Below are 22,284 nucleotides of genomic sequence, written 5' to 3'. Positions count from 1 at the left end.
CCCTGCCCGCCCCGGCGCCCGATCCGGCAGGGCCAAGCGCCGCGTGCCCGGAGCCGCCGCATTGTGCGCCCTGCTCGCCGGCCTGCTGCTGGCGGCGGCACCGGCGCTAGCGGCGATCGACGAGGACGACCTGCTACCGGTCGATGAGGCATTCGTGCTCAGCGCCCGGGCCACCGCGGCCGACCGCATCGCAATCCACTGGGAGATCGCCGACGGCTACTACCTGTACCGCCATCGCACCGCGGTCAAGGCCACGCCGGACTACGCCGCGGGGCCACTGCAGCTGCCGCGTGGCAAGGCGTATGAGGACGAGTTCTTCGGCGAGGTCGAGACCTATCGCGACACGCTGACCGCGACCCTGCCGGGCACCGCCGGTGCCGACCGGGTGACGCTGGAAGTGAAGTACCAGGGCTGTGCGGACCTGGGGGTGTGCTATCCGCCGCAGACCCGCGAGCTGGTGGTGGACATGCCGGCGGCCATGGATTCGGGCGCCGGCGGCGTGCTCGGCAGCGCGCTGAGCGCGTTCGGTGGCGCCGCGTCGTCCGCCGGCACCGCGGCGCCGGGCCTGTTCGGCAGTGGCGCGGCTTCCGCGCCGCTGCCGCCGGAGCAGGCGTTCGGCTTCGAGGCGATTGCCGGCGACGGCAACACCCTGCTGCTGCGCTTCACCCCGGCGCGCGGCTATTACCTGTACCGCGACCAGACCACGCTGGAGCTGGATGGCCCGCTGGTCGCCGCCGCAGGCCTGCGCGCCGGTGAGCCGCAATGGCCGCGCGGGGAGACGCACCACGACGAATACTTCGGCACCACCACGGTGTTCTTCGAGCAGATCGACGTGCCGCTGCCGTTGCGGCGCGAACGCGCCGCTGCCGGTGAAGTGCGCCTGACCGCCGGCTTCCAGGGCTGCCAGACAGACGGCATCTGCTACCCGCCGATGACACGGACGGTGACGGTGGCGCTGCCGGCCGGCGAGGCAACGCCCGCAGAGGAACCGGTAGGAGCGGCTTCAGCCGCGACCGGGAATGGGCCCGTGGTCGCGAATGCAGACCCGGTCGGCGGGCGGTCGTCAGCGGCGGGCAGCGGTGACGCAACCGGCGACATCTTCGCGGCTGAAGCCGCTCCTACAACAGCACGGGAGCCCGAGAGGCCCGCCCTGGAGCCGGCCACCGCCGCCCAGGCCGAAGACAGCCGCATCGCCGCCGCATTGTCGGGGCCCGACCGCGGCTGGGCGCTGCTGAGCTTCTTCGGCTTCGGCCTGCTGCTCGCCTTCACCCCGTGCGTGCTGCCGATGATCCCGATCCTGTCGGGACTGATCGCCGGCGCCTCGGCCAGCCAGGGCCCCGGCCGCGGGCTTGGCACTGGCCGCGCCGCGACGCTGTCGCTGGTGTACGTATTGGCCAACGCGCTGGTGTTCACCATCGCCGGCATGGTCGCCGGGCTGGTCGGCGCCAACGTGCAGATCGCGTTCCAGACCCCGTGGGTGATCGTCGCCTTCGCGCTGCTGTTCGTCGCGCTGGCGCTGTCGAGCTTCGGTGCCTACGAGCTGCAACTGCCGGCATCGCTGCGCAGCCGGCTCGGCGCACTGAGCGATCGGCAACGCGGCGGCTCGTGGGCCGGAGTGGCTGCGATGGGCGCGCTGTCGGCGCTGATCGTCGGGCCGTGCGTGGCGCCGCCGCTGGCCGCGGCGGTGCTGTACATCGGCCAGACCCAGGACCCGGTGTTCGGCGGCGCAGCGCTGTTCCTGCTGGCGATGGGCATGGGCCTGCCGCTGATCGCGTTCGGCATCGCGGCCGGCAGGGGTCTGCCGACCAGCGGCCCGTGGATGACCGGCGTGCAGCGCGTGTTCGGCTTCGTGTTCCTGGGCCTGGCGGTGTGGATGCTGTCGCGGATCCTGCCGGCGCCGCTGGTGCTGGCATTGTGGGGCGTGCTGCTGCTGGGCGCGGCGGCCATGGCGGGGCTGGCGGCGAGCCGACCGATGCCGCGCGAGGGCCTGCGTGCAGGCGCCTGGGCCCTGGCGCTGCTGCTGGGCGTGGGCGGGGTGGCGCAGGTGGTCGGCGCGATGGCCGGCAGCCGCGATCCGCTGCAGCCGCTGGCCGGGCTGAGCGCCGGCGGGATCGAATCGCGCGAGCTGCCGTTCCGCAAGATCAAATCGCTGGCCGACCTCGACCGCGAACTCGCCGCCGCGCAGGCTGCCGGTCAGCCGCTGATGCTCGACTTCTATGCCGACTGGTGCGTGTCGTGCAAGGAGATGGAGAAGTACACCTTCCCCGAGCCGGTGGTGCATGCGGCGCTGGACGGCTTCGTGCTGCTCAAGGCCGACGTGACCGCCAACGACGACGCCGACCAGGCGCTGATGAAGCGCCTGGGCATCATCGGCCCGCCGGCCACGCTGTATTACGTCGACGGCCGCGAACGCCGCGAGCTGCGGCTGTTCGGCTTCGAGCAGGCCGCCCCGTTCGCCGAGCGTGCCGCGCGGGTGCAGGCGCCGGCCGCCGCCGCGGCAGGTGCACCCTGATGGCGATGAGCTCGACCGCCAAGGTGCTGCTGGTGGCCGCGGTCGCCGGCGTGTTCGGCGCGGTCATCGGCATCGCGCTCAACAGCCCCGCGCCGCTGCTGCGCACCGAGATCGGCCAGCGGGTGCTGCAGGGCGTGCTCGCCGCCGGCGCGCCCGAACCGCCGGCGGATCTGGCCGTCGCCCGACGCGGCCAGGCGCTGCCGGCGCTGAGCCTGCCCAGGCTCGGCGGCGGCGATCTGACCCTGCCGGACGACTATGCCGGCCGCCCGATCCTGGTCAACCTGTGGGCGAGCTGGTGCGGACCGTGCATCCAGGAAATGCCCGAGCTGGAGCGTTTCGCCGCCAGCCAGGGCGAAGCCGGTACCCAGGTGGTCGGAATCGCGCTGGACGAGGAGGCCGCGGTGCGCGAGTTCCTCGGCCGCGTCCCGGTCAGCTACCCGATCGTGCTGGACCAGGCCGGCCCGGCGGACGCCGGGGTCCGGCTCGGCAACCCGCGTGGCGTGCTGCCGTATACCGTGCTGGTCGGTACCGATGGGCGGCTGCTCAAGCAGAAGATCGGCCCATTCGAGCACGGCGAGATCGACCAATGGGCCGACGCCCGCTAAGCCCTCGGCTAAGCCCTTGTAGGAGCGGCTTTAGCCGCGATCCCGAATCGGACGAACGACCATCATCCGTTCGCGGCTGAAGCCGCTCCTACAAAACATCATCCAAACGGCCGCTTAAATCGCGACAACTTCGCCGATATGGGGGCCAACTTCTGGACAGCTCCCGCGTCCTGACGCACACTGCCGGCCTTTCCGCCTGAACACCGGCCCCTGATGGCGAAGCTGCTGGCCCTGCACGGCCCCAACCTCAACCTGCTCGGCGATCGCGAGCCGCGGGTCTACGGTCGGACCACTCTGGCCGAGATCGACGCTGCGATGCAGGCCGGAGCCGAGCGCGCCGGGCACCAGTTCGCCACGCTGCAGTCCAACGCCGAGCACGTGCTGGTCGAGCGCATCCAGGCGACCCGCGTTGATGGCACCGCGCTGATCCTGATCAACCCGGCCGCCTTCACCCACACCAGCGTGGCGCTGCGCGATGCATTGGCCGCGGTGGACCTGCCGTTCATCGAGATCCACCTGTCCAACCCGCACACCCGCGAGCCGTTCCGCCGCCACAGCTATTTCAGCGATCTCGCGCTGGGCGTGATCGCCGGTTTCGGCGAGGACAGCTACCGCTACGCGCTCGACGCGGCGCTGGCGTGGCTGGACCGCCACGCCGTGTCCAAGTCCCGGCCGTCCTGACGGCACTCCGACTTCCACGAATCCACGCCCCGCCCCGAGCGGAGCCCACCCACCAGAGGCCCGACCCATGGACCTGCGCAAAATCAAGAAACTGATCGACCTGCTCGAAGAGTCGAACCTGGCCGAGATCGAGATCAAGGAAGGCGAAGAGTCGGTCCGCCTGGCCCGCACGCCGCGCGGCGGCATCGCCGTCGCCGCACCGCTCGCGCACGCCGCCGCGCCGATGCATGCCGCGCCGACGCCGTCATCGACCGATGCCGCCAGCGGCAGCGGCCACGCCGGCGCGTCCGGCCCGGACCTGCCCGACGGCCATGTCGTGCGCGCACCGATGGTCGGCACGTTCTACGCCTCGCCGGCGCCGGACAAGCCGCCGTTCGTCACCGTCGGCCAGTCGATCCGGGCCGGCGAGACGCTGGCGATCATCGAGGCGATGAAGATGTTCAACCCGATCGAGGCCGACGTCTCCGGCACCGTGCTCAAGGTGATGGCCGAGAGCGGCCAGCCGATCGAGTTCGATCAGCCGCTGTTCGTGATTGGTTGATGGTCGGGACCGGGGACACGGGACCGGGGACCGGGGAAAGCAACAGCAAAGCGTCGCGCTCGGCTTGTGCTTTTCCCGGGTCCCCGGTCCCCGGTCCCCGGTCCCGCAACGCGAAACAACCCCGACTCCCGGAATCCCTAATGCTCGACAAAGTCGTAATCGCCAACCGCGGCGAAATCGCCCTGCGCATCCTGCGCGCCTGCCACGCGCTGGGCATCCATACCGTCGCGGTGCACTCCACCGTCGATCGCAACCTCAAGCACGTCGCGATGGCCGACGAATCGGTCTGCATCGGTCCAGCAAAGTCGAGCGACAGCTACCTCAACATGGCGCAGATCATTTCGGCGGCCGAGGTCACCGACGCCCAGGCGATCCATCCCGGCTACGGGTTTCTCAGCGAGAACGCCGACTTCGCCGAGCGGGTGGAGGAGTCCGGCTTCGTCTTCATCGGCCCGCGCGCCGAGACCATCCGCCTGATGGGCGACAAGGTCGAGGCGATCCGCGCGATGAAGGAGGCCGGCGTGCCCTGCGTGCCCGGCAGCGGCGGCCCGCTCGGCGACGATGCGGCCACCAACATCGGCATCGCGCGCGAGATCGGCTATCCGGTCATCGTCAAGGCCGCCGGCGGCGGCGGCGGCCGCGGCATGCGCGTGGTGCATACCGAGGCCCACCTGGCCAACGCGGTCGCGACCACCAAGGTCGAGGCCAAGACCGCGTTCGGCAACGACATGGTCTACATGGAGAAGTTCCTGGAGAACCCGCGCCACATCGAGATCCAGGTGCTCGCCGACGGCCAGGGCAACGCCATCCATCTGGGCGAGCGCGACTGCTCGATGCAGCGCCGCCACCAGAAGGTGGTCGAGGAAGCACCGGCACCGGGGATCACCCCGCAGCAGCGCGCGCAGATCGGCCAGGTCTGCGTGGACGCCTGCATCCGGATCGACTATCGCGGTGCCGGCACGTTCGAGTTCCTCTACGAGGACGGCCGCTTCTACTTCATTGAAATGAACACCCGCATCCAGGTCGAGCACCCGGTCACCGAGATGGTGACCGGCATCGACCTGGTGCGCGAACAGCTGATGATCGCCGCCGGCCACAAGCTGTCGATCACGCAGAGCGACGTGGTGCTCGATGGCCACGCGATCGAATGCCGCATCAACGCCGAGGACCCGGACACGTTCATGCCCAGCCCGGGCCTGATCCAGCACTTCCATGCCCCCGGCGGCCCCGGCGTGCGCGTCGACAGCCACATCTACGAGGGCTACCGCGTACCGGCCAACTACGACTCGATGATCGGCAAGCTGATCGTGCACGGCGCCACCCGCGAGCAGGCGATCTGCCGCATGCGCGTGGCGCTCAGCGAGATGGTGGTCGACGGGATCAAGACCAACATTCCGCTGCAGCAGCGCATCCTGGCCGACATCGGCTTCCAGCAGGGCGAGCAGAACATTCACTACCTCGAGAAGCGGCTGAAGGAGCAGAAGGAAAAGTCGATCTCGATCGTGTGAGTGGAGCCGGGACCGGGGACCCGGAAGAGCAGAAAACGAGTTCCCGCTCTTGTCTCTGCCTTTCCGGGTCCCGGGTCCCCGGTCCCCGGTCCCGAAATACGCATCCAGGCACGCCCCACGAACCCCACTGCTCGAGTCGCAACCCTCAGCCCGCCGCCCCCATGCCCTTTCTCGAACTCACCCTGCCCTGCACCGAAGCCGAGCAACCGCGCTACGAACACGCGCTGGAGCAGGTCGGTGCGCTGGCGGTCACGCTGGCAGACGCCCACGCCGATGCGCCCGACGAGCAGGCGATCTTCGAGCCCGGGGTCGGCGAGACGCCGGTCTGGCGGGAGATGGCGCTGACCGCGCTGTTCGCCGGCGGCACTTTGCCGGAACTGCTGATGCATGCGCTGGCCGCGGCCGATGCCGATCTCGACTGGTCGCGCGCGCAGTGCCGTGAGGTCGCCGACCAGGACTGGGAACGCGCCTGGATGGACCAGTACGAACCGCTGCAGTTCGGCGCGCGCACCTGGATTGTGCCGTGGAATCACGCGCTGCCCGACGGCGCCGATGCGCCCGACGCCGCGGTGGTACGCCTGGATCCCGGCCTCGCCTTCGGCTCCGGCACCCATCCGACCACCGCGTTGTGCCTGCAGTGGCTGGACACACTGGCCAGCGAAGGGGCGCTGCGCGAGCAGCCGGTGCTCGACTTCGGTTGCGGCTCCGGCATTCTCGCGCTGGCCGCGCTCAAGCTCGGTGCGGCACGTGCGGTCGGCATCGACAACGACCCGCAGGCGCTGCTCGCCACCCACGACAACGCGGCACGCAACGAAGTCGCCGAGCGGCTGTCGGTGTACCTGCCCGGCGACGAGCCGACGGCGAGCTACCCGGTGGTGGTCGCCAACATTCTCGCCTCGGCGCTGATCGCGCTGGCCGACACCCTGACGGCACGCGTCGCACCACATGGCCGGATCGCACTGTCGGGCATCCTGGCCGGGCAGGAGGACGAGGTGCTCGCGTGCTTCGCCACCGGTTTCCAGCAGTTGCATGCCGAGCGGCTCGACGACTGGATCCGCATCACCGGGGTCCGCCGCGGCTGAGCCTCCGACGCGCTCGCAAGTGCGTCTGGAAAAGCCGAAAAAGTGCGATCGCGGTCCGATAGTGCACGCCGCACCGGAGCCGGGATCCCGTCGCGGCGCGCCGGCGCCGTACACTTCGGGCATGTCCGTGCCCTGCCCGCATTGTGGATTCCTGGTCGCATCGGCGGCATCCGGCGACGGCATGCCGCAGCGCTGCCCGCGTTGCGCGCAGCCGCTGCAGGCCGCGGCGGACCCCGCCGACACCGACCGGGCCAAGCCCGCCGGGCCGATCGAGACAGCCGCTGACGCGGAGTCGGAGGTAGATCCGACCCTAGCGACAGCGACAGACGTTGCACCGGAAGATCCGGTGGCACCGCCTGCGGCGGTCGCCGGGCAGGTACCCGCGCGCACTCCGCCGCGCACCGGCCGCAGGCGCGGCAGCCCGAGCTTCGCGCGGGTGCCGGTGACCCGCGGCGTGCACATGCCGCGCTGGCCGGAAGTGGCGGTGCTGGTGGTGCTGGTCGTGGTGCTGGCCCTGCAGCTGCTGCTCGCGCAACGCGTCGAACTGGCCGCCGACGCGCGCTGGCGGCCGTGGCTCGCCGGCCTGTGCGAGGTGCTGCGCTGCCAGGTGCCGCCGTGGCAGGAACCGGCGGCCTACACGATGCTCAACCGCAGCGTGCAACCACGGCCCGGCCAGGCCGGCGTGCTCGATGTCAACGCCAGCTTCCGCAACGACGCACGTTGGCCGCAGCCATGGCCGATCCTGGTGTTGAGCCTGGCCGACCTGGAGGGCAAGCCGCTCGGGATGCGCGCGTTCGCGCCACAGGAGTACCGGTCCGACGGCGGCGCAGCGACGCTGGCGCCTGGCCAGAGCGCGTCGGTGCAGTTTTCGGTGGTGGAGCCGTCGCCACGGATCGTCGCGTTCACCTTCGAGTTCCGCTGAAGTCTGGGCCGGAGACTTCGCTCACGTTTCGTGGCCCGCCTCCCGCGCATTTGTCCTGAATCGGTGCGGTCACGGTGTTCCCCGCGACTTTCCCGCGATAGACTCCGTCCTCCCGTCGCCCGGCCCGCGCGCACCGCGCCCGATTCGACTCCGCGACGGGACGCGAGAATTCCGGGGGGAATGTTTCTTGAACGCCGCAACCGACCGCCACGATGCCTCCCGTCCCGGGCCACGCGTTCCGCTGCGTGACCATGTCGCCACCTCGATCCGGCGCTACCTCGGCGACCTCAACGGCAGCGGCACCGAGGACCTCTACGAGATCGCGCTGCGCGAACTGGAGATCCCGCTGTTCGCCGAGGTGCTGTCCCACTGCGACGGCAACCAGAGCCGCGCCGCGGCGATGCTCGGCATCCATCGCGCGACCTTGCGCAAGAAGCTGCGCGATTACGGGCTGGGCTGAGGCGGCGGTTTTCGGAGTCGGGACTCGGGACTCGCAAGATCATCGCGCCCTCGCTCGTCGTTCCCGCGGAAGAACGCGCGAGGATCCGGCTGACGATCACTCGTTATAATTCGCGGCTCCCCTGCTGAGCCTGAGCGCATGACTGCCGTCCCCACCTCGCCGGTGAAGATCCGCCGCGCGCTGTTGTCCGTGTCCGACAAGACCGGCCTGATCGAACTGGCCCAGGCGCTGGCGGCACGCGATGTCGAGCTGCTCTCCACCGGCGGCACCGCCAGGGCGATCCGCGACGCAGGGATCGCGGTCCGGGACGTCAGCGACGTCACCGGCTTTCCCGAGATGATGGACGGACGGGTCAAGACCCTGCACCCGATGGTGCACGGCGGCCTGCTCGGCCGCGCCGGGCTGGACGAGACGGTGATGGCGCAGCACGGCATCGGCGCGATCGACCTGCTGGTGCTGAACCTGTATCCGTTCGAAGCGGTGTCGAGCAATCCCGACTCGACCATGGACGAGATCATCGAGAACATCGACATCGGCGGCCCGGCGATGCTGCGTTCGGCGGCCAAGAATTTCGCGCGCGTCGCTGTCGCCACCGAGCCGGCGCAGTACGCCGGCATCGTCCAGGAGATGGCCGCCAATGACGGCGCACTCTCGGGCAAGACGCGCTTCGCGCTGTCAGTCGCCGCGTTCAACCGCGTGGCCTTCTATGACGCCTGCATCAGCAACTATCTGTCATCGCTGGACGAGGCCGGTTCGCGCACGCTGTTCCCGGCACAGAACAACAGCAACTTCGTCAAGGTCATGGACCTGCGCTATGGCGAGAACCCGCACCAGCACGGCGCGTTCTACCGCGACCTGTGGCCGGTGCCCGGCACGTTGGCGACGTTCACCCAGCTGCAGGGCAAGGAGCTGAGCTTCAACAACCTGGCCGATGCCGATGCCGCGTGGGAATGCGTGCGCCAGTTCGAGCGCCCGGCCTGCGTGATCGTCAAGCACGCCAACCCGTGCGGCGTCGCCCAGGGCGTGGCCTGCGGCGATGCGTACGAGCTGGCCTACGCCACCGACCCGACCTCCGCGTTCGGCGGCATCATCGCGTTCAACAAGACACTCGACGCGGCGACCGCGAAGGCGGTCCTCGACCGCCAGTTCGTCGAGGTGCTGATCGCACCCGATTACGAGGATGGCGCGCTCGACTACGCCAAGAAGAAAGCCAACGTGCGCGTGCTGCGGATCCCGCACGGCGACGGGCGCAACAACTTCGACGTCAAGCGGGTCGGCTCCGGCCTGCTGATGCAAACCAGCGACATCCGCGAGGTCACCCGCGAGGAACTGCAAGTGGTGACGCAGCGCGCGCCGACCGACGCCGAGCTGGACGACTTGCTGTTCGCCTGGCGCATCGCCAAGTACGTCAAGTCCAACGCGATTGTTTACGCCCGCGACCAGCGCAGCATCGGCATCGGCGCCGGCCAGATGAGCCGCGTGGTCAGCGCGAAAATCGCCGCGCTCAAGGCCGACGAGGCCGGCCTGGCGGTGCCTGGCTCGGTCATGGCCTCCGACGCGTTTTTTCCGTTCCGCGACGGCATCGACGCCGCCGCCGCGGCCGGCATCGGTGCGGTGATCCAGCCCGGCGGCTCGATGCGCGACAAGGAGGTCATCGCCGCGGCCGACGAGCATGGCCTGGCAATGGTGTTCACCGGCGTGCGCCATTTCCGTCATTGAGGTGTCCCCCGCATGACCGCGCTGCTGCTGATCCTCGGCCTGATCCTGCTGCTCGGCGGCGCCGAACTGCTGGTGCGCGGCGCCTCACGGCTGGCGCTGTCGACCGGGTTGTCGCCGCTGATTGTCGGCCTGACGGTGGTCGCGTTCGGCACCAGCACACCGGAGCTCGCGATCAGTGTCGATGCCGCTCTGAGCGGGACCCCGGGGATCGCGCTCGGCAACGTGGTCGGCAGCAATATCGCCAACGTGCTGCTGATCCTCGGCATCTCCGCCCTGCTCGCGCCGCTGGTCGTGGCGCGCCAGCTGATCTGGCTGGACGTGCCGGTGATGGTCGCGATCTCGCTGGGGGTCTGCGTGATGGCGCTCGACGGCGCGATCGCACGCTGGGAGGGACTGCTGCTGCTCGCGGGCGGCATCGCCTACACGGTGACCCTGATCCGCATCGGCCGCCGCGGCGATACCGCTGCGGCGCCGACGCCAGAACACCAGGCCGGCGTCCCGCCGCGGCGCTGGTGGGTCAACGTGCTGCTGGTGCTGGCCGGCCTCGGACTGCTGGTCGCGGGCGCGCGCTGGTTGGTGGAGGCGGCGGTGGCGATCGCCTCGGCGATCGGCGTCAGCGACCTTGTGATCGGCCTGACCGTGGTCGCGATCGGCACCTCGATGCCGGAGATCGCCACCTCGATCCTGGCCACGCTGCGTGGCGAGCGCGACCTCGCGGTCGGCAACGTGGTCGGCAGCAACATCTTCAACCTGCTGATCGTGCTCGGCGCGGCCGCGGCGATCGCCCCCGCGGGCCTGCCGGTCAGCGATGCGGCGGTGCGTTTCGACTTACCGGTGATGAGTGCAGTCGCGATCGCGTGCCTTCCGATCTTCTTCACCGGCCACTGCATCCAGCGCTGGGAAGGCGCGGTATTCCTCGGTTACTACATCGCCTACACCGCCTATCTGCTGCTGGACGCCAGCGGGCACGACGCACTGCCGGCCTTCAGCCTGGCCATGCTGCAGTTCGTGGTGCCCCTGACGGTGCTGACCCTGGCCGTGGTGGTGGTGCGGGAACGACGCGAGCGGCGCCGGCGTCGGCAGCACTGATCAGCGCGCTCAGGCGCCGCGGCGCCTCCAGATGGTGCTGTCGACGCCATCGCCGAGCTCCGGATGGTCGGCGATGCGGAACTCCGGCGACCGGCCTTCATCGAGCTGCCGGTCGTAGTCGCGGGTCAGCTTGACCACCACGCCCGACAGCATGACCAGCGCGACCAGGTTGATCGAGGCCATGATCGCCATCGCCGCGTCCGCCGCGTCCCAGACCATCTGCACCTTCGTGTACACGCCCCAGACGATCACCGCGAGCGTGGCCAGCCGCAGCACGAGCAGGCCGATGCGGCCACCGCCGAGGTACAGCAGGTTGTTCTCGGCATACGAGTAATTGCCGATGATCGTGGTGAACGCGAAGAAGAACAGCGCGACCGCAACGAAATAACTGCCGGCCTCGCCGAAGAAAACCGTCATCGCGCGCTGGGTCAGCAGCACGCCGTCGCCCTCGCCGCCGAGCACTCCCGACAGCAGGATCACGAAACCGGTCGCGCTGCAGATCAGCAGCGTGTCGATGAACACGCCAAGCGACTGCACCAGGCCCTGACTGGCCGGGTGGTGCGGCATCGGCGTCGCGGCCGCGGCGATGTTCGGCGCGCTGCCCATGCCGGCCTCGTTCGAATACAACCCGCGCTTGACGCCCTGCAGCATCGCGACGGTGATGCCGCCGAGCACGCCACCGGCCGCGGCGTCCAGGCCGAACGCACTGCGCAGCACCAGTGTCAGCACGTCGGGGACCTGGGTGATGTTGGTCACCACGACCCATAGCGCGAGCGCGAGGTAGCCGACCGACATGAACGGCACCACCCATTCGGCAAAACGCACGATGCGGCGCAGGCCGCCGAAAATGATGATGGCGGCCAGCGCGACCAGGCCGGTAGCGACCATCGCCTGGCTGAAGCCGAACGCAGCGCCGAGCGCCTGCGCCATCGCGTTCGCATGCACGCTGCTGAACACCGCGCCGTAGGTCAGCAGCAGCGACAGCGCGAACGCAGCGCCCATCCAGCGGTTCTTCAGGCCACGCGCCATGTAGTAAGCCGGCCCGCCGCGATACTGCCCATCTTCGTCGCGCTCCTTGTACAGCTGCGCGAGCGCACTTTCGGCATAGGCGGTGGCCATGCCCACTGCCGCCGTGCACCACATCCAGAACAGCGCACCGGGCCCGCCGACGCCGAGCGCGATCGCCACGCCGGCGAGATTGCCCGTGCCCACGCGCGAGGCCAGGCTCGTCGCCAGCGCCTGGAACGGCGAGATGCCGCTCGCGTCGCCGCCGGTGCCCGGGCGCACGATCCTCAGCATGTGCGGGAAGCGCCGCACCTGCAGGAAGCCCAGCCGCACGGTGAAGTACACGCCCACCGCGAGCAGCCCGTAGACGAGCACGTAGTCCCACAGCACGCGGTTGATCACGCCGATGACCGGCGCCAGCAGAGCCTCGATACCGCCGAGCACGAATTCCACACCCAACCCCGTCTGTGCAAACCGCGCGATGGTAGCAGCCGCTTCTCGCTGCCGGCGGCTCGCGTAGAATTGCCGCGCCGCGGCGGCAATTGCGTTATCTATGGATAGTGCGGCCCCAAACGCGCCGCGCCCCGCCCGCCCCAGGCGCCCGCGCGGTGCGTGGAGCCGGACGAGCATAGCGCCGCGCGAACCTCGCGCGTGCGCGGCATGACCCAACGAGGATTTCCTGCCAATGAAGATTCTGGTGATCGGTTCCGGCGGCCGCGAGCATGCGCTGGCCTGGAAGCTCTCCCAGTCCGCGCGCATCACTGAAGTACTGGTGGCGCCCGGCAACGCCGGCACCGCCACCGAGCACAAGTGCCGCAACATCCCGATCGATGCGACCGACATCAACGGCCTGCTGGCACTGGCGCGCAGCGAGGCGGTCGCGGTCAGCGTGGTCGGCCCCGAGGCGCCGCTGGTGGCCGGCGTGGTCGACCGCTTCCGCAGCGAGGGCCTGCGCATCTTCGGGCCGACCGCCGCGGCCGCGCAGCTCGAAGGCAGCAAGTCCTTCGCCAAGGAGTTCCTGCTGCGCCACGGCATCCCGACTGCACAGTATGCGGTGCACCACGAGCTCGACGCCGCGCTGGCCTACGTGCGCCAGCAGTCCGAGCGCAGCGGCGGCGCGCCGATCGTCATCAAGGCCGACGGCCTGGCCGCCGGCAAGGGCGTAGTCGTGGCGATGACGCTGGCCGAGGCCGAAGGTGCGATCGGCGAGATGCTCGGCGGCAACGCGTTCGGCGCGGCCGGTGCGCGCGTGGTCATCGAGGAATTCCTCCAGGGCGAGGAAGCCAGTTTCATCGCCTTGGTCGACGGCAGCACCGCGCTGCCGCTGGCGACGTCGCAGGACCACAAGCGGGTCGGCGACGGCGATACCGGTCCCAACACCGGCGGTATGGGCGCGTACTCGCCGGCGCCGGTGGTCACCGAGGAGGTGCACGCGCGCATCATGCGCGAGGTCATCGAGCCGACCGTGCGCGGCATGGCCGCCGACGGGGTGCCGTTCACCGGGTTCCTGTACGCCGGACTGATGATCGACGCATCCGGCGCGCCCAATGTGATCGAGTTCAACGTGCGCCTGGGCGATCCGGAAACCCAGCCGGTGATGCTGCGACTGCAGTCGGACCTGCTCGAGCTGATCGAGGCGGCGCTCGATGCGCGCCTGCACGAGGTCGAAGCACGATGGGACCGGCGCCCGGCGCTAGGTGTGGTGATGGCCGCGGAGAACTACCCCGGCACGCCGCGCCTGGGCGATCCGGTCAGCGCCTGGGACGTGCCCGAGATCGGCGACAGCAAGGTGTTCCACGCCGGCACCCGACTGGTCGACGGCCAGATCACGACCACCGGCGGCCGCGTGCTGTGCGTGTGCGCGCTCGGCGACTCGGTCGCCGACGCCCAGCACCGCGCCTACGAGGCGGTCGCCGGAATCTCCTGGCACGGCGAGTTCCACCGCCACGACATCGGCTGGCGCGCGATCGAAAGAGAACAGATCCCCGACACCGCCCCCCTGTAGGAGCGGCTTCAGCCGCGAGCCGTGAATCCTGTGTAGGAGCGACGTAAGTCGCGACCCGGACCTACCCCGCGACGTGCATCGCGCCCATGGGGCGCTCCTACGGCCGTTCGCACGCGATAGGGTCAGCGCTGCCGACCGGCTCTGCTAGGCTCCGCCGGACTCAAGGGGCGCATGGCACCGCATGGCGCATAACCAGTTCGCGTTGCTCAAGCAGCGGCGTTTCGCGCCGTTCTTCACCGTCCAGGCGCTCGGCGCCTTCAACGACAACGTCTATCGGCAGGCGATCATCGGGCTGCTGTTCTGGCTCGGGGTCAGCGCGCAGGAGCGCACGCTCTACACCAATCTCGCACCGGCGTTGTTCATCCTGCCGTATTTCCTGTTCTCCGCGACCGCCGGGCAGATCGCCGAAAAGCTCGAAAAATCCAAGCTGATCCGCATCACCACCGCGCTCGAGATCCTGATCATGTCGCTGGCCGCGGCCGGCTTCCTGCTTCAGGACATGACCGTGCTGCTGGTCGCGCTGTTCTGCACCGGCGTGCAGTCGACGCTGTTCGGGCCGGTCAAGTATTCGATTCTGCCGTCGGTGCTCAAGCCCGAGGAGCTCACCGGCGGCAACGGCCTGGTCGAGATGGGGACTTCGATGTCGATCCTGGTCGGGATGATCTTCGGCGGACTGATCTTCAAGCTGGCCGGCGAGTACGGCCCGGTGGTCGCCGCGAGCGCGATCGTGCTGCTGGCGATCACCGGCAACCTGGTCAGCCGCGCGATCCCGCGGGCCGAGGCCGGCGCGCCGGACTTGAAGATCAACTGGAACCCGATCCCCGAATCGGTCGCGATCTGGAAACTCACCCGCAAGCAGCGCGCGGTCGGCAACGCGGTGCTGGGGGTGTCGTGGTTCTGGTTCATCGGCACGGTGCTGACCGCGCAGCTGCCGACCTACGCCGAGCTCAACCTCGGCGGCGTCGACACCACCTTGTACGTGTTCGCGCTGGCGTTGTTCTCCGTGGGCGTCGGGGCCGGCTCGCTGCTGTGCGAGAAACTATCGGGGCGCACGGTCGAGATAGGCCTGGTGCCGGTCGGCGCGTTCGGCATCAGCGCGTTCCTGCTCGATCTGTACTTCGCCCGCAGCGGTCTGGCGCCGGTCGGGGGGCTGGGCATCGGCGGCTTCCTGCAGCAGCCGGGCAGCGTGCGGATCGTGCTCGACCTGGTCGGCATCGGGCTGTCGGCCGGTATCTTCGTGGTGCCGCTGTTCGCGCTGATCCAGAGCCGCTCGCCGCGCCACGAGATGGCGCGCGTGATCGCCGGCATGAACATCCAGAACGCGGCGTTCATCGTGCTGGCGGCGGTGCTCGGCATCGTCGTGCAGCGCTACCTCGGCTGGAGCATCCCGCAGGTGCTGCTGGCGCTGGCAGTGCTCAATGCGCTGGTCGCGCTGTGGATCTTCACCATCGTGCCCGAGTTCCTGATGCGCTTCCTCAGCTGGGTGCTGGTGCGCACGCTGTACCGGCTGCGCGTGCGCGGCGTGGAGACGCATGTGCCCGACGAGGGCGCGGCGCTGATCGTGTGCAACCACATCAGTTACATGGACGCGCTGATCCTGGCGGCGAGCATCCCGCGGCCGGTGCGCTTCGTGATGTATTACAGGATCTTCGATTCCAGGTTTTTGGGAGGCGGGCTGATGCGCTGGATCTTCCGCACCGCCAAGGCGATCCCGATCGCCGGCGCACGTGAGGATCCGGCACTGATGCAGCGCGCGTTCGACCGGATCGATGCGGCGCTGGCCGACGGCGAGATCGTCTGCATCTTCCCGGAAGGCGCGTTGACCCGCGATGGCGCGATCGCCACATTCAAGTCCGGCGTGGAGCGGATCCTGGAGTGCCGCCCGGTGCCGGTGGTGCCAATGGCGCTGCGCGGCATGTGGGCCAGCATGTGGAGCCGGCGCGATGGACGCCTGTCGCGCATGCGCGTACCGCGCCGGTGCCGTGCGCACGTGGAGGTGGTCGCCGATACGCCTGTCGACGGTGCTCTTGCCGATGCGCAGTCCTTGGAGGCGGCGGTGCGGGCGCTCCGGGGCGAGGCGGCCTAGGCAAGAGCAAGGGCGAATCTCCCCTGCCCCTCTTTTCCAAAGAGGGGAGAACAGCCAAAGCACTGCACACCTGCTCCCTCCTTTGGCAAGGAAGGTTGGTGAGGATTTGCTCGCCGCCGCCACGGTGGCTCCGCAGCTGCCAAGACAGCCGCCCTGCCGCACGCTAGGATGCGGCCGGGGAGTCGGCCGTGGTCGACGCAAACAAGAACACCATCTGGGGAGCACCATGAGCACACCACCACCGGTACCGCCGACGTCCGCGCACGCCGACGCACCCGCGCACGTCCCGAACCATCTCGCCTGGGCGATCATCTCGATGATCGCCTCGTTCTGCCTGTGCTGCTTTGTCGGCGGCATTCCCGGCATCGTCGCGATCGTCTATGCCGCGCAGGTCAACGGCAAGCTCGACCAGGGCGACATCGCAGGCGCACGCCGCGCCTCCGACAGCGCCAAGACCTGGTGCTGGGTGGCGACGGCGCTGGCGATCGCCGGCGTGCTGCTGACCGTCTGGAGCCTGATGACCGGCGCCACCGAGCAGTACCTGGAAATGTTCCAGCAGATGCAAGCCGCGCAGGGATGATCCTGCATCGCCCATCGCGCCACGCCGTCGTGTTTGCAGGCACGGCGGCGCTTGCTTCGGTCGGCGCGCTGGGTGTGTGGGCGCTGCGGCGGTTCGATCCCAATGCCGCCGACAGCGGCTTCCTGCCGTGCCTGTTCCTGCAGTTCACCGGGCTGTTCTGCCCGGGCTGCGGGACGACCCGTGCATTGCACGCCCTGGCGCATGGCGATGTTGCCGGCGTCGTGGCGACGAACCCGCTGCTGCCGGTGCTCGCGCTGCTGCTGCCACCGATGCTGCTGCACAGCCTGGGCCGTCGCGTGCCGCTGCCCAAGCCGGTGATGGACGTGCTGCTGGGCGGCAGGTTCTGGTTGCTGCTGATCGGCGGCTATTGGGTGCTGCGCAATTTGCCGTGGTGGCCGTTCGCGTGGATGGCGCCGGGCTAGCGCAGCGGGAAACTGTTCCCGCGGGCATGCGCCTGATGGAAATTGTTTTTGATCGCCTCTGTAGGAGCGGCTTCAGCCGCGAGCTGTTGCCACGAGACGCGGGCCAGCTCTTGTAGAGCGCTACGTCAGTCGCAACCCACCGGCGCAGGTCGCCCGTGTCGCCTTTCGCGACTCACGTCGCTCCTACAGACGACACCAGGCGTGCCGCCCCGGGGTTAGCCGACTACGCCGGCAATCACGAACAGTGCGATCACCACCAGCCATACCAGCAGGCTTCTCCAGACCAGGCTCATCGCATCGCGAAGCTCCGGAAACCCGGAAGCCGCGTCGGCGCCAGCGCCCGCTGCCACCAAGTCGTCTGCGTCGGACCAGCGTGCACCTGCTCCGGCCTGGCTTGGCACACCGTCGGCACCATCGTCGGCGGCGTCCTCGGCCATTTCGCTGCGCACACTGGCGCGCGCAGCCGCATCGAGGAAGTTCTGGTTCAGACGCAGCGATGCGCCGCCGCCATCGCGCCAGGCACCGAGCACGGCATCGAAGTTGCCGACCAGCCCAAGCACCAGGGTCATCAGTTGCGCCACCGGCCATTCGAGAATCGCCAGCAGCGTGTTCGCGCCACCCGCGGTCTCGCCCGGCAACTCGCGCGCCGCGGCGCCTGCGGCCGACAGCGCCGCCAGCCGGTACAGCAATGCACCGAAAGGCCCCAGCACCAGGAACCAGAACAGCACGCCGAACCAGCGCCGCAGGCCGTTGCGGAAGACCGCCTCGACCAGCGTGCCGCCGTCGAGCGCGGGGGCCTGGCCTTCGGGGAACAACGCCGCGGCGGCCTCGCGGCGCGACGCCGGATCGCTCGCCTCGTTGATCGCCTCGACATCCAGGTCGAGGTCGCGCGGGCCCCACGCGTAGAACAGCACCACGATCCCGAACAACAGGCTGACCAGGCCGAACAGCGGCCCGTCCAGGGCGAGCTGGAACAAACCGACCACCAACAGCGGCGGCACCAGTGCCAGCGCGATGCCCCAGCGCCCGCGCCAGAACCCGCCTTCGGGGAAACGCGCGTCCAGCCAGCGCAACCAGTCGCCATACCAGCCGAACTGGCGCACCGAAGCGGCCAGCGACGGCACCAGATGGCCGAGCAGGAGTGCGACGACGGTGGCGATCAGCGTGACAGCCATGGCTTCCCTTTCAGCGTCCGGTGGGTGCGTCCGATTCTAACGGGTCCGCTCTAACGGGTCCGCTCTAGCGGGTCGCTCTAGCCGTCCGTTCAACTGGTCGTCCGACCTGCCGGCGCATCGCGCCGCTAGGTCGCGCCTGCGGCAGCGTCGGCGTGACCGGCATCAGCCAGCCATTGCTCGATCAGCCAGCGCGCGATCGAGATGCGCGCCAACAGCAACGGGCCGCCGTCGTCCAAGCCGTACTCGGCGTGTTCGCGCGCTTGTGCCCCATGCAGTTCATCGACGCTGAACCAGCGCGCCTCCTCGAGCTCGTCGCCGACCTGCGGCTCGCCGGGCTCGGCTTCTGCGATGAAGCCCAGCATCAACGCACCCGGGAATGGCCACGGCTGCGAGGCCAGGTAGCGGCAGGTGCGGATGCGCAGACCGGTCTCCTCCATCACCTCGCGCGCGACCGCCTGCTCCAGCGACTCGCCGGGCTCGACGAATCCGGCGATCACCGAATAGCGTCGCGCCGGCCAGCCCGACTGACGGCCGAGCAGGAGGCGCTCCCCGTCGCCGACGGCGACGATCACCGCCGGATCGGTGCGCGGGTAGTGCTCCAGCGCGCAGGAGGTGCAGCGGCCGGCCCAGCCCGCACGCGTGATCGCCACCGTCGCGCCGCACGCGCCGCAATGGCGGTGCCGCACGCGCCAGTGCTGCAGCGCACGGGCCTGGGCGAACGCGGCCGCTTCGCGCGCCGGCCACAACGCCGCCGCGCTGCGCAGGTCCAGTGTGTGCGGCGTCTTTCCGGCGCCTTCGGCGTCCAGCGCGAACCACCCGCGTCCGTCGCAATCAACGCCGAGAAACGCCGCGCCCGCGGGAACCCCGGCGCTGTCGATCTCGGCTCCGGCGGGCGCCCACAACTGTTGCGCCGCATCGGTCGGTGCATGCCCGTTACGGTCGAGCAGCAACACCCGCGCGTGCGGCCACAGCGCGGCCAGCGCGGCAGGCGCCCCGCGCAGGTGGTCGGCACGATCCAGCGCCGCGGTCGGCCGCGCCTCCGGGCCACAGGCATCGCAGAATGCGAAAGGAGCGCTGGACGCGGTACCGGCGGCGCCGGGCGCTAACGCGTCGCCGGCGGTAGGGGATGAGTCGGTGTGCCCGGGGGTGGCGGACACGGACATGTCAGGCCGAGAACGAGGACCCGCAGCCGCAGGTGGTCTTGGCGTTGGGGTTGCGGATCACGAACTGCGCGCCGTGCAGGCTTTCGGTGTAGTCGACCACCGCACCCATCAGGTATTGCAGGCTGAGCGGATCGACCAGCAGGGTCACACCGTCGGTACGCACCGCGAGATCGTCCTCGGCCTGGGCCTCGTCGAACTCGAAGCCGTACTGGAAACCCGAACAACCGCCGCCCTGGATATAGACGCGCAGCTTCAGCGCCGCGTTGCCCTCTTCGGCTATCAGCTCGCCCACCTTGGCCGCGGCGGCCGAGGTGAATTGCAGCGGTTGTTCCAGCGACTGGTAGTCGGGCGTGAGGGTGGGCAGCGGCGTGGTTTCCATCCGGTCAGGATGGGGCGCGCGGGGCGTGCATTCAAGCGTCGGGCGCATTGCGGGCCCGACCCGTTCACGTCGCCGCCTGAAGGGGAAGGACACAAGCGCTGAAACCCTCCCCTTCAAGGGGCGGGTTGGGTGGGGATGGTGTCCCGCCGCCCTGTGCGTGCAACCGCAATTAGGCAGGCGGCGACCGGCCCGGCTGCCGCCCTAGCCGCTGCCGCCCTCACCGGCGACCTGCGCCCAACCGAAGGACCGCTCGACCGCGGCGCCCGAATCCGGCGCCAGTCGTACCTTCACCCGCACCGGAGTCAGGCCTTCGGGCAGGAACACGTCGCCTTCGAGCTGCTCGAAATACTTGAACGAATACTCCACGCCCGGCGCGTCTTCCTGCTGGCGCAGCGCGTCCCAGTCGAGCGTCTGCAGGCGCCCGTCACGGGTACCTTCGATCGAGAGGGTCAGCTCGCCGGCGCTGATCGCGCCGCGGTTGAGGTTCTGGGTCAGGGTGGAAGTGAAATGCCACGCGGCACCGTTCTGCGGCTGCATGCGGATGGCGTGCGCGGTCAGGCCGCGGCGTTGTTCGGTGGAGCCGACCAGACGCTCGTAGAAGGCGACGTCGGCACGCAGCGCGGCGATTTCCTCGTCGCGCTCGGCCAGGGTGCTCTGCAGGTCGCGGTTGGCGTCGCGGCTGATCTGGTCGGAGCGGCCCAGGGTCGCGACCCGCTGCTGCAGATGCTCGATCCGGTCGGACTGCCCGCGGCGGTCGCGCTCGCTGGCGGCGAGCTGGGCGCGGACATCGTCGGTCGCGGGCGCAAGCACCCGCCAGGCACCCCACACACCGAACAACAGCGCCACCGCGACCAGAACGACCAGCCACCGTGTCAGCCGACCCCTCCGCGACAGCGGCGTCGCAGTGGCGGAGGCCGGTCCGGGGGCTGGTGCGCGCGCGTCGTCGTTCATGCTCCCGGTATAGGGTCCGGCCGCGACAGCGTCAAGCGACGGGGACCGGCCGGCGCGCCCCTGCAGGGGCGAGGCTCAGCCGACGCCGATCGAGCGGATCGGGGCTTCGCGCTCCGGCCGCTCCGCGTTGACGCTGTCGACCTGGTGCCGGCCGGCGCGGGCGCTGTCGAGATGGGCGCTGTCGAGCTGGGCACTTTCGAGCCTGGCGCTGTCGACATGGAGCAGCCGGCCGGTCAGCACCGATCCGGCGCTCATCTCCACGACCTTGTAGTGCACATTGCCGTGCACGCGCGCCTTCGATGCCAGTTCGACCCGTTCGCCGGCATGCACGTCGCCGTTGAGTTGGCCGTTGATCACCACCACCGGCGCGTGGATTTCGCCCTCGATGCTGCCCGGTTCGGCCAGGGTGAGGATTGCCTGTTGCCCGTCCTCGGCGATCACCTTGCCGATGATGCGGCCTTCGATGTACAGCCCGCCGCTGAAATGCAGGTCGCCATGGATCACGGTGTTGGGGCCGATCAGGGTATCGACCGGGCCTTCGTGCGGGATCGGTTTGTTCTTGAACATGGTCTCAGCTGTCCTTGTTGGTGATGGCGTCGCTGGTACTGTCGCCGCTGCTTGCGGTCGCGCCGTTGTCGCTGGTGGTCCAGGCCAGGGTCTGGTCGACCGCCGCACCGTCGCCGCGCAGCGACACGCGCACGCGCTGCGGGGTGAACCCGGGCGGCAGCATGACGCTGCCCTCGATCTGCTGGAAATAACGGAAGGAATAGTCCTGGCCCGGCGCCGCGCGCTTCTGGTGCAGCTCGTCCCAACCGATGCTGGCCAGCTTGCCGTCGTACACGCCTTCGACCGAGAAGCGCAGCTCGCCCAGGCTGATCGCGTTGCGGTTGAGGGTCTGGGTCAGCACGATCTGATAGCGCCAGGTGCCGCCGACCTCGCGCTCGAACCGGCTGGAATGCACGTTCAGCCCCTTCTTCGGCGCGGTGGCGCCGACCAGCCGCTCGTAGAACGCGACATCGGCGCGCAGGTCGGCGATCTCGTCCTCGCGTTCGGCCAGTGCGCTCTGGATCTCCTTGTTGGCGACCCGGCTGATCTGGTCGGAGCGCTTCAGGGTGGCCACGCGCTGCTTGAGCGCCTCATGGCGCTCCTGGTAGTGGCCAAGCTGCTGGTGGAGGCGGTGGAGCGCTGCGCTCTCGCCGGCGGGCCGCTCGGGCGCGAAGTACCCGCAACTGGCCCAGACCGCTGCCAGCGACATCACCCAGGCCACGGCCACTGCAAGCCACAGCAGCCACCGCCGGCGCGGCTGGCGCTGGACGATGACGAAGCTCGGCGGTGCCTTGCGTGGCGCATTGCTCATGACTGTCTGCCGGCGGCATGCACCCCCGGCCCCCCATATACT

General features: G+C 69.6%; 20 protein-coding genes and 1 pseudogene. 14 read left to right on the top strand and 7 right to left on the bottom strand.

Annotated elements, in window-relative coordinates; genetic code table 11:
- The first annotated feature begins 61 nt into the window (after window positions 1-61).
- The 10 genes from ACJQWM_RS01830 (at window position 62) to ACJQWM_RS01785 (ending at window position 11,119) form a co-directional block, all read left to right on the top strand.
- Window positions 62-2,512 (top strand): protein-disulfide reductase DsbD, encoded by a 2,451-nt coding sequence (locus ACJQWM_RS01830; RefSeq protein ID WP_411306631.1) that lies wholly within the window; start codon window positions 62-64, stop codon window positions 2,510-2,512.
- 5 nt (window positions 2,513-2,517) lie between these two features.
- Window positions 2,518-3,117 (top strand): TlpA family protein disulfide reductase, encoded by a 600-nt coding sequence (locus tag ACJQWM_RS01825; protein ID WP_411306630.1) that lies wholly within the window; start codon window positions 2,518-2,520, stop codon window positions 3,115-3,117.
- A 213-nt stretch (window positions 3,118-3,330) separates the two neighbouring features.
- Window positions 3,331-3,798 (top strand): type II 3-dehydroquinate dehydratase, encoded by a 468-nt coding sequence (locus ACJQWM_RS01820; protein ID WP_332703299.1) that lies wholly within the window; start codon window positions 3,331-3,333, stop codon window positions 3,796-3,798.
- 67 nt (window positions 3,799-3,865) lie between these two features.
- Window positions 3,866-4,339: an acetyl-CoA carboxylase biotin carboxyl carrier protein gene (gene accB / locus ACJQWM_RS01815; RefSeq protein WP_332703301.1), complete on the top strand. Its 474-nt coding sequence runs from the start codon at window positions 3,866-3,868 to the stop codon at window positions 4,337-4,339.
- A 140-nt stretch (window positions 4,340-4,479) separates the two neighbouring features.
- Window positions 4,480-5,847, top strand: coding sequence for an acetyl-CoA carboxylase biotin carboxylase subunit (gene accC, locus ACJQWM_RS01810; protein ID WP_332703303.1), 1,368 nt, complete (start codon window positions 4,480-4,482; stop codon window positions 5,845-5,847).
- A gap of 161 nt (window positions 5,848-6,008) precedes the next feature.
- Window positions 6,009-6,929 carry a 50S ribosomal protein L11 methyltransferase gene (gene prmA, locus ACJQWM_RS01805; RefSeq protein ID WP_332703305.1) on the top strand — a complete coding sequence of 307 codons (921 nt, stop codon included), beginning with the start codon at window positions 6,009-6,011 and terminating at the stop codon, window positions 6,927-6,929.
- A 121-nt stretch (window positions 6,930-7,050) separates the two neighbouring features.
- Window positions 7,051-7,851, top strand: coding sequence for a DUF3426 domain-containing protein (locus ACJQWM_RS01800; RefSeq protein ID WP_332703307.1), 801 nt, complete (start codon window positions 7,051-7,053; stop codon window positions 7,849-7,851).
- 187 nt (window positions 7,852-8,038) lie between these two features.
- A complete protein-coding gene (gene fis, locus ACJQWM_RS01795) occupies window positions 8,039-8,311 on the top strand; it encodes a DNA-binding transcriptional regulator Fis (RefSeq protein WP_332703308.1) in 273 nt (90 codons plus the stop codon).
- A 138-nt stretch (window positions 8,312-8,449) separates the two neighbouring features.
- Window positions 8,450-10,030 (top strand): bifunctional phosphoribosylaminoimidazolecarboxamide formyltransferase/IMP cyclohydrolase, encoded by a 1,581-nt coding sequence (gene purH / locus ACJQWM_RS01790; protein WP_332703310.1) that lies wholly within the window; start codon window positions 8,450-8,452, stop codon window positions 10,028-10,030.
- Between the two features lie 12 nt (window positions 10,031-10,042).
- Window positions 10,043-11,119, top strand: a complete 1,077-nt coding sequence (locus ACJQWM_RS01785) for a calcium/sodium antiporter (protein WP_332703311.1) — start codon at window positions 10,043-10,045, stop codon at window positions 11,117-11,119.
- A gap of 9 nt (window positions 11,120-11,128) precedes the next feature.
- Here the strand turns inward: ACJQWM_RS01785 and ACJQWM_RS01780 are convergent, their stop codons facing one another.
- Window positions 11,129-12,577, bottom strand: coding sequence for an alanine/glycine:cation symporter family protein (locus ACJQWM_RS01780; RefSeq protein ID WP_332703313.1), 1,449 nt, complete (start codon window positions 12,575-12,577; stop codon window positions 11,129-11,131).
- A gap of 232 nt (window positions 12,578-12,809) precedes the next feature.
- Here ACJQWM_RS01780 and purD point away from each other — a divergent pair, with 232 nt between their 5' ends.
- From purD to ACJQWM_RS01760, 4 genes are all read left to right on the top strand, one after another.
- Entirely contained in the window at window positions 12,810-14,129 is a 1,320-nt protein-coding gene (gene purD, locus ACJQWM_RS01775) for a phosphoribosylamine--glycine ligase (RefSeq protein ID WP_332703315.1), read from the top strand.
- 181 nt (window positions 14,130-14,310) lie between these two features.
- Window positions 14,311-16,215 (top strand): MFS transporter, encoded by a 1,905-nt coding sequence (locus tag ACJQWM_RS01770; RefSeq protein WP_332703317.1) that lies wholly within the window; start codon window positions 14,311-14,313, stop codon window positions 16,213-16,215.
- A 226-nt stretch (window positions 16,216-16,441) separates the two neighbouring features.
- Entirely contained in the window at window positions 16,442-16,795 is a 354-nt protein-coding gene (locus ACJQWM_RS01765; RefSeq protein ID WP_332703319.1) for a CD225/dispanin family protein, read from the top strand.
- Window positions 16,792-17,217, top strand: coding sequence for a DUF2752 domain-containing protein (locus ACJQWM_RS01760; protein WP_411306629.1), 426 nt, complete (start codon window positions 16,792-16,794; stop codon window positions 17,215-17,217). The genes ACJQWM_RS01765 and ACJQWM_RS01760 overlap by 4 nt, the downstream gene beginning before the upstream one ends.
- Window positions 17,218-17,432: 215 nt before the next feature.
- Here the strand turns inward: ACJQWM_RS01760 and ACJQWM_RS01755 are convergent, their stop codons facing one another.
- From ACJQWM_RS01755 to ACJQWM_RS01730, 6 genes and pseudogenes are all read right to left on the bottom strand, one after another.
- A complete protein-coding gene (locus tag ACJQWM_RS01755) occupies window positions 17,433-18,392 on the bottom strand; it encodes a hypothetical protein (RefSeq protein ID WP_332703323.1) in 960 nt (319 codons plus the stop codon).
- Between the two features lie 125 nt (window positions 18,393-18,517).
- Complete coding sequence (gene nudC, locus ACJQWM_RS01750) at window positions 18,518-19,549, bottom strand: NAD(+) diphosphatase (protein WP_411306628.1); 1,032 nt, start codon at window positions 19,547-19,549, stop codon at window positions 18,518-18,520.
- A 7-nt stretch (window positions 19,550-19,556) separates the two neighbouring features.
- Window positions 19,557-19,934, bottom strand: coding sequence for an iron-sulfur cluster insertion protein ErpA (erpA, locus tag ACJQWM_RS01745; protein ID WP_332703325.1), 378 nt, complete (start codon window positions 19,932-19,934; stop codon window positions 19,557-19,559).
- Window positions 19,935-20,135: 201 nt separating this feature from the next.
- Window positions 20,136-20,885, bottom strand: coding sequence for a DUF6776 family protein (locus ACJQWM_RS01740; protein ID WP_332703327.1), 750 nt, complete (start codon window positions 20,883-20,885; stop codon window positions 20,136-20,138).
- Window positions 20,886-21,074: 189 nt separating this feature from the next.
- Window positions 21,075-21,452, bottom strand: a pseudogene (locus ACJQWM_RS01735) (bactofilin family protein); the annotation flags it as partial.
- A 4-nt stretch (window positions 21,453-21,456) separates the two neighbouring features.
- Window positions 21,457-22,242, bottom strand: coding sequence for a DUF6776 family protein (locus ACJQWM_RS01730; RefSeq protein ID WP_332703329.1), 786 nt, complete (start codon window positions 22,240-22,242; stop codon window positions 21,457-21,459).
- Window positions 22,243-22,284: the final 42 nt, after the last annotated feature.

The organism is Novilysobacter longmucuonensis (assembly GCF_046600735.1).
GTDB classification, from domain to species: Bacteria; Pseudomonadota; Gammaproteobacteria; order Xanthomonadales; family Xanthomonadaceae; genus Novilysobacter_A; species Novilysobacter_A longmucuonensis.
The sequence above is the reverse complement of the archived record's forward strand: the minus strand, read 5'-3'. Positions and strand labels throughout refer to the sequence as shown.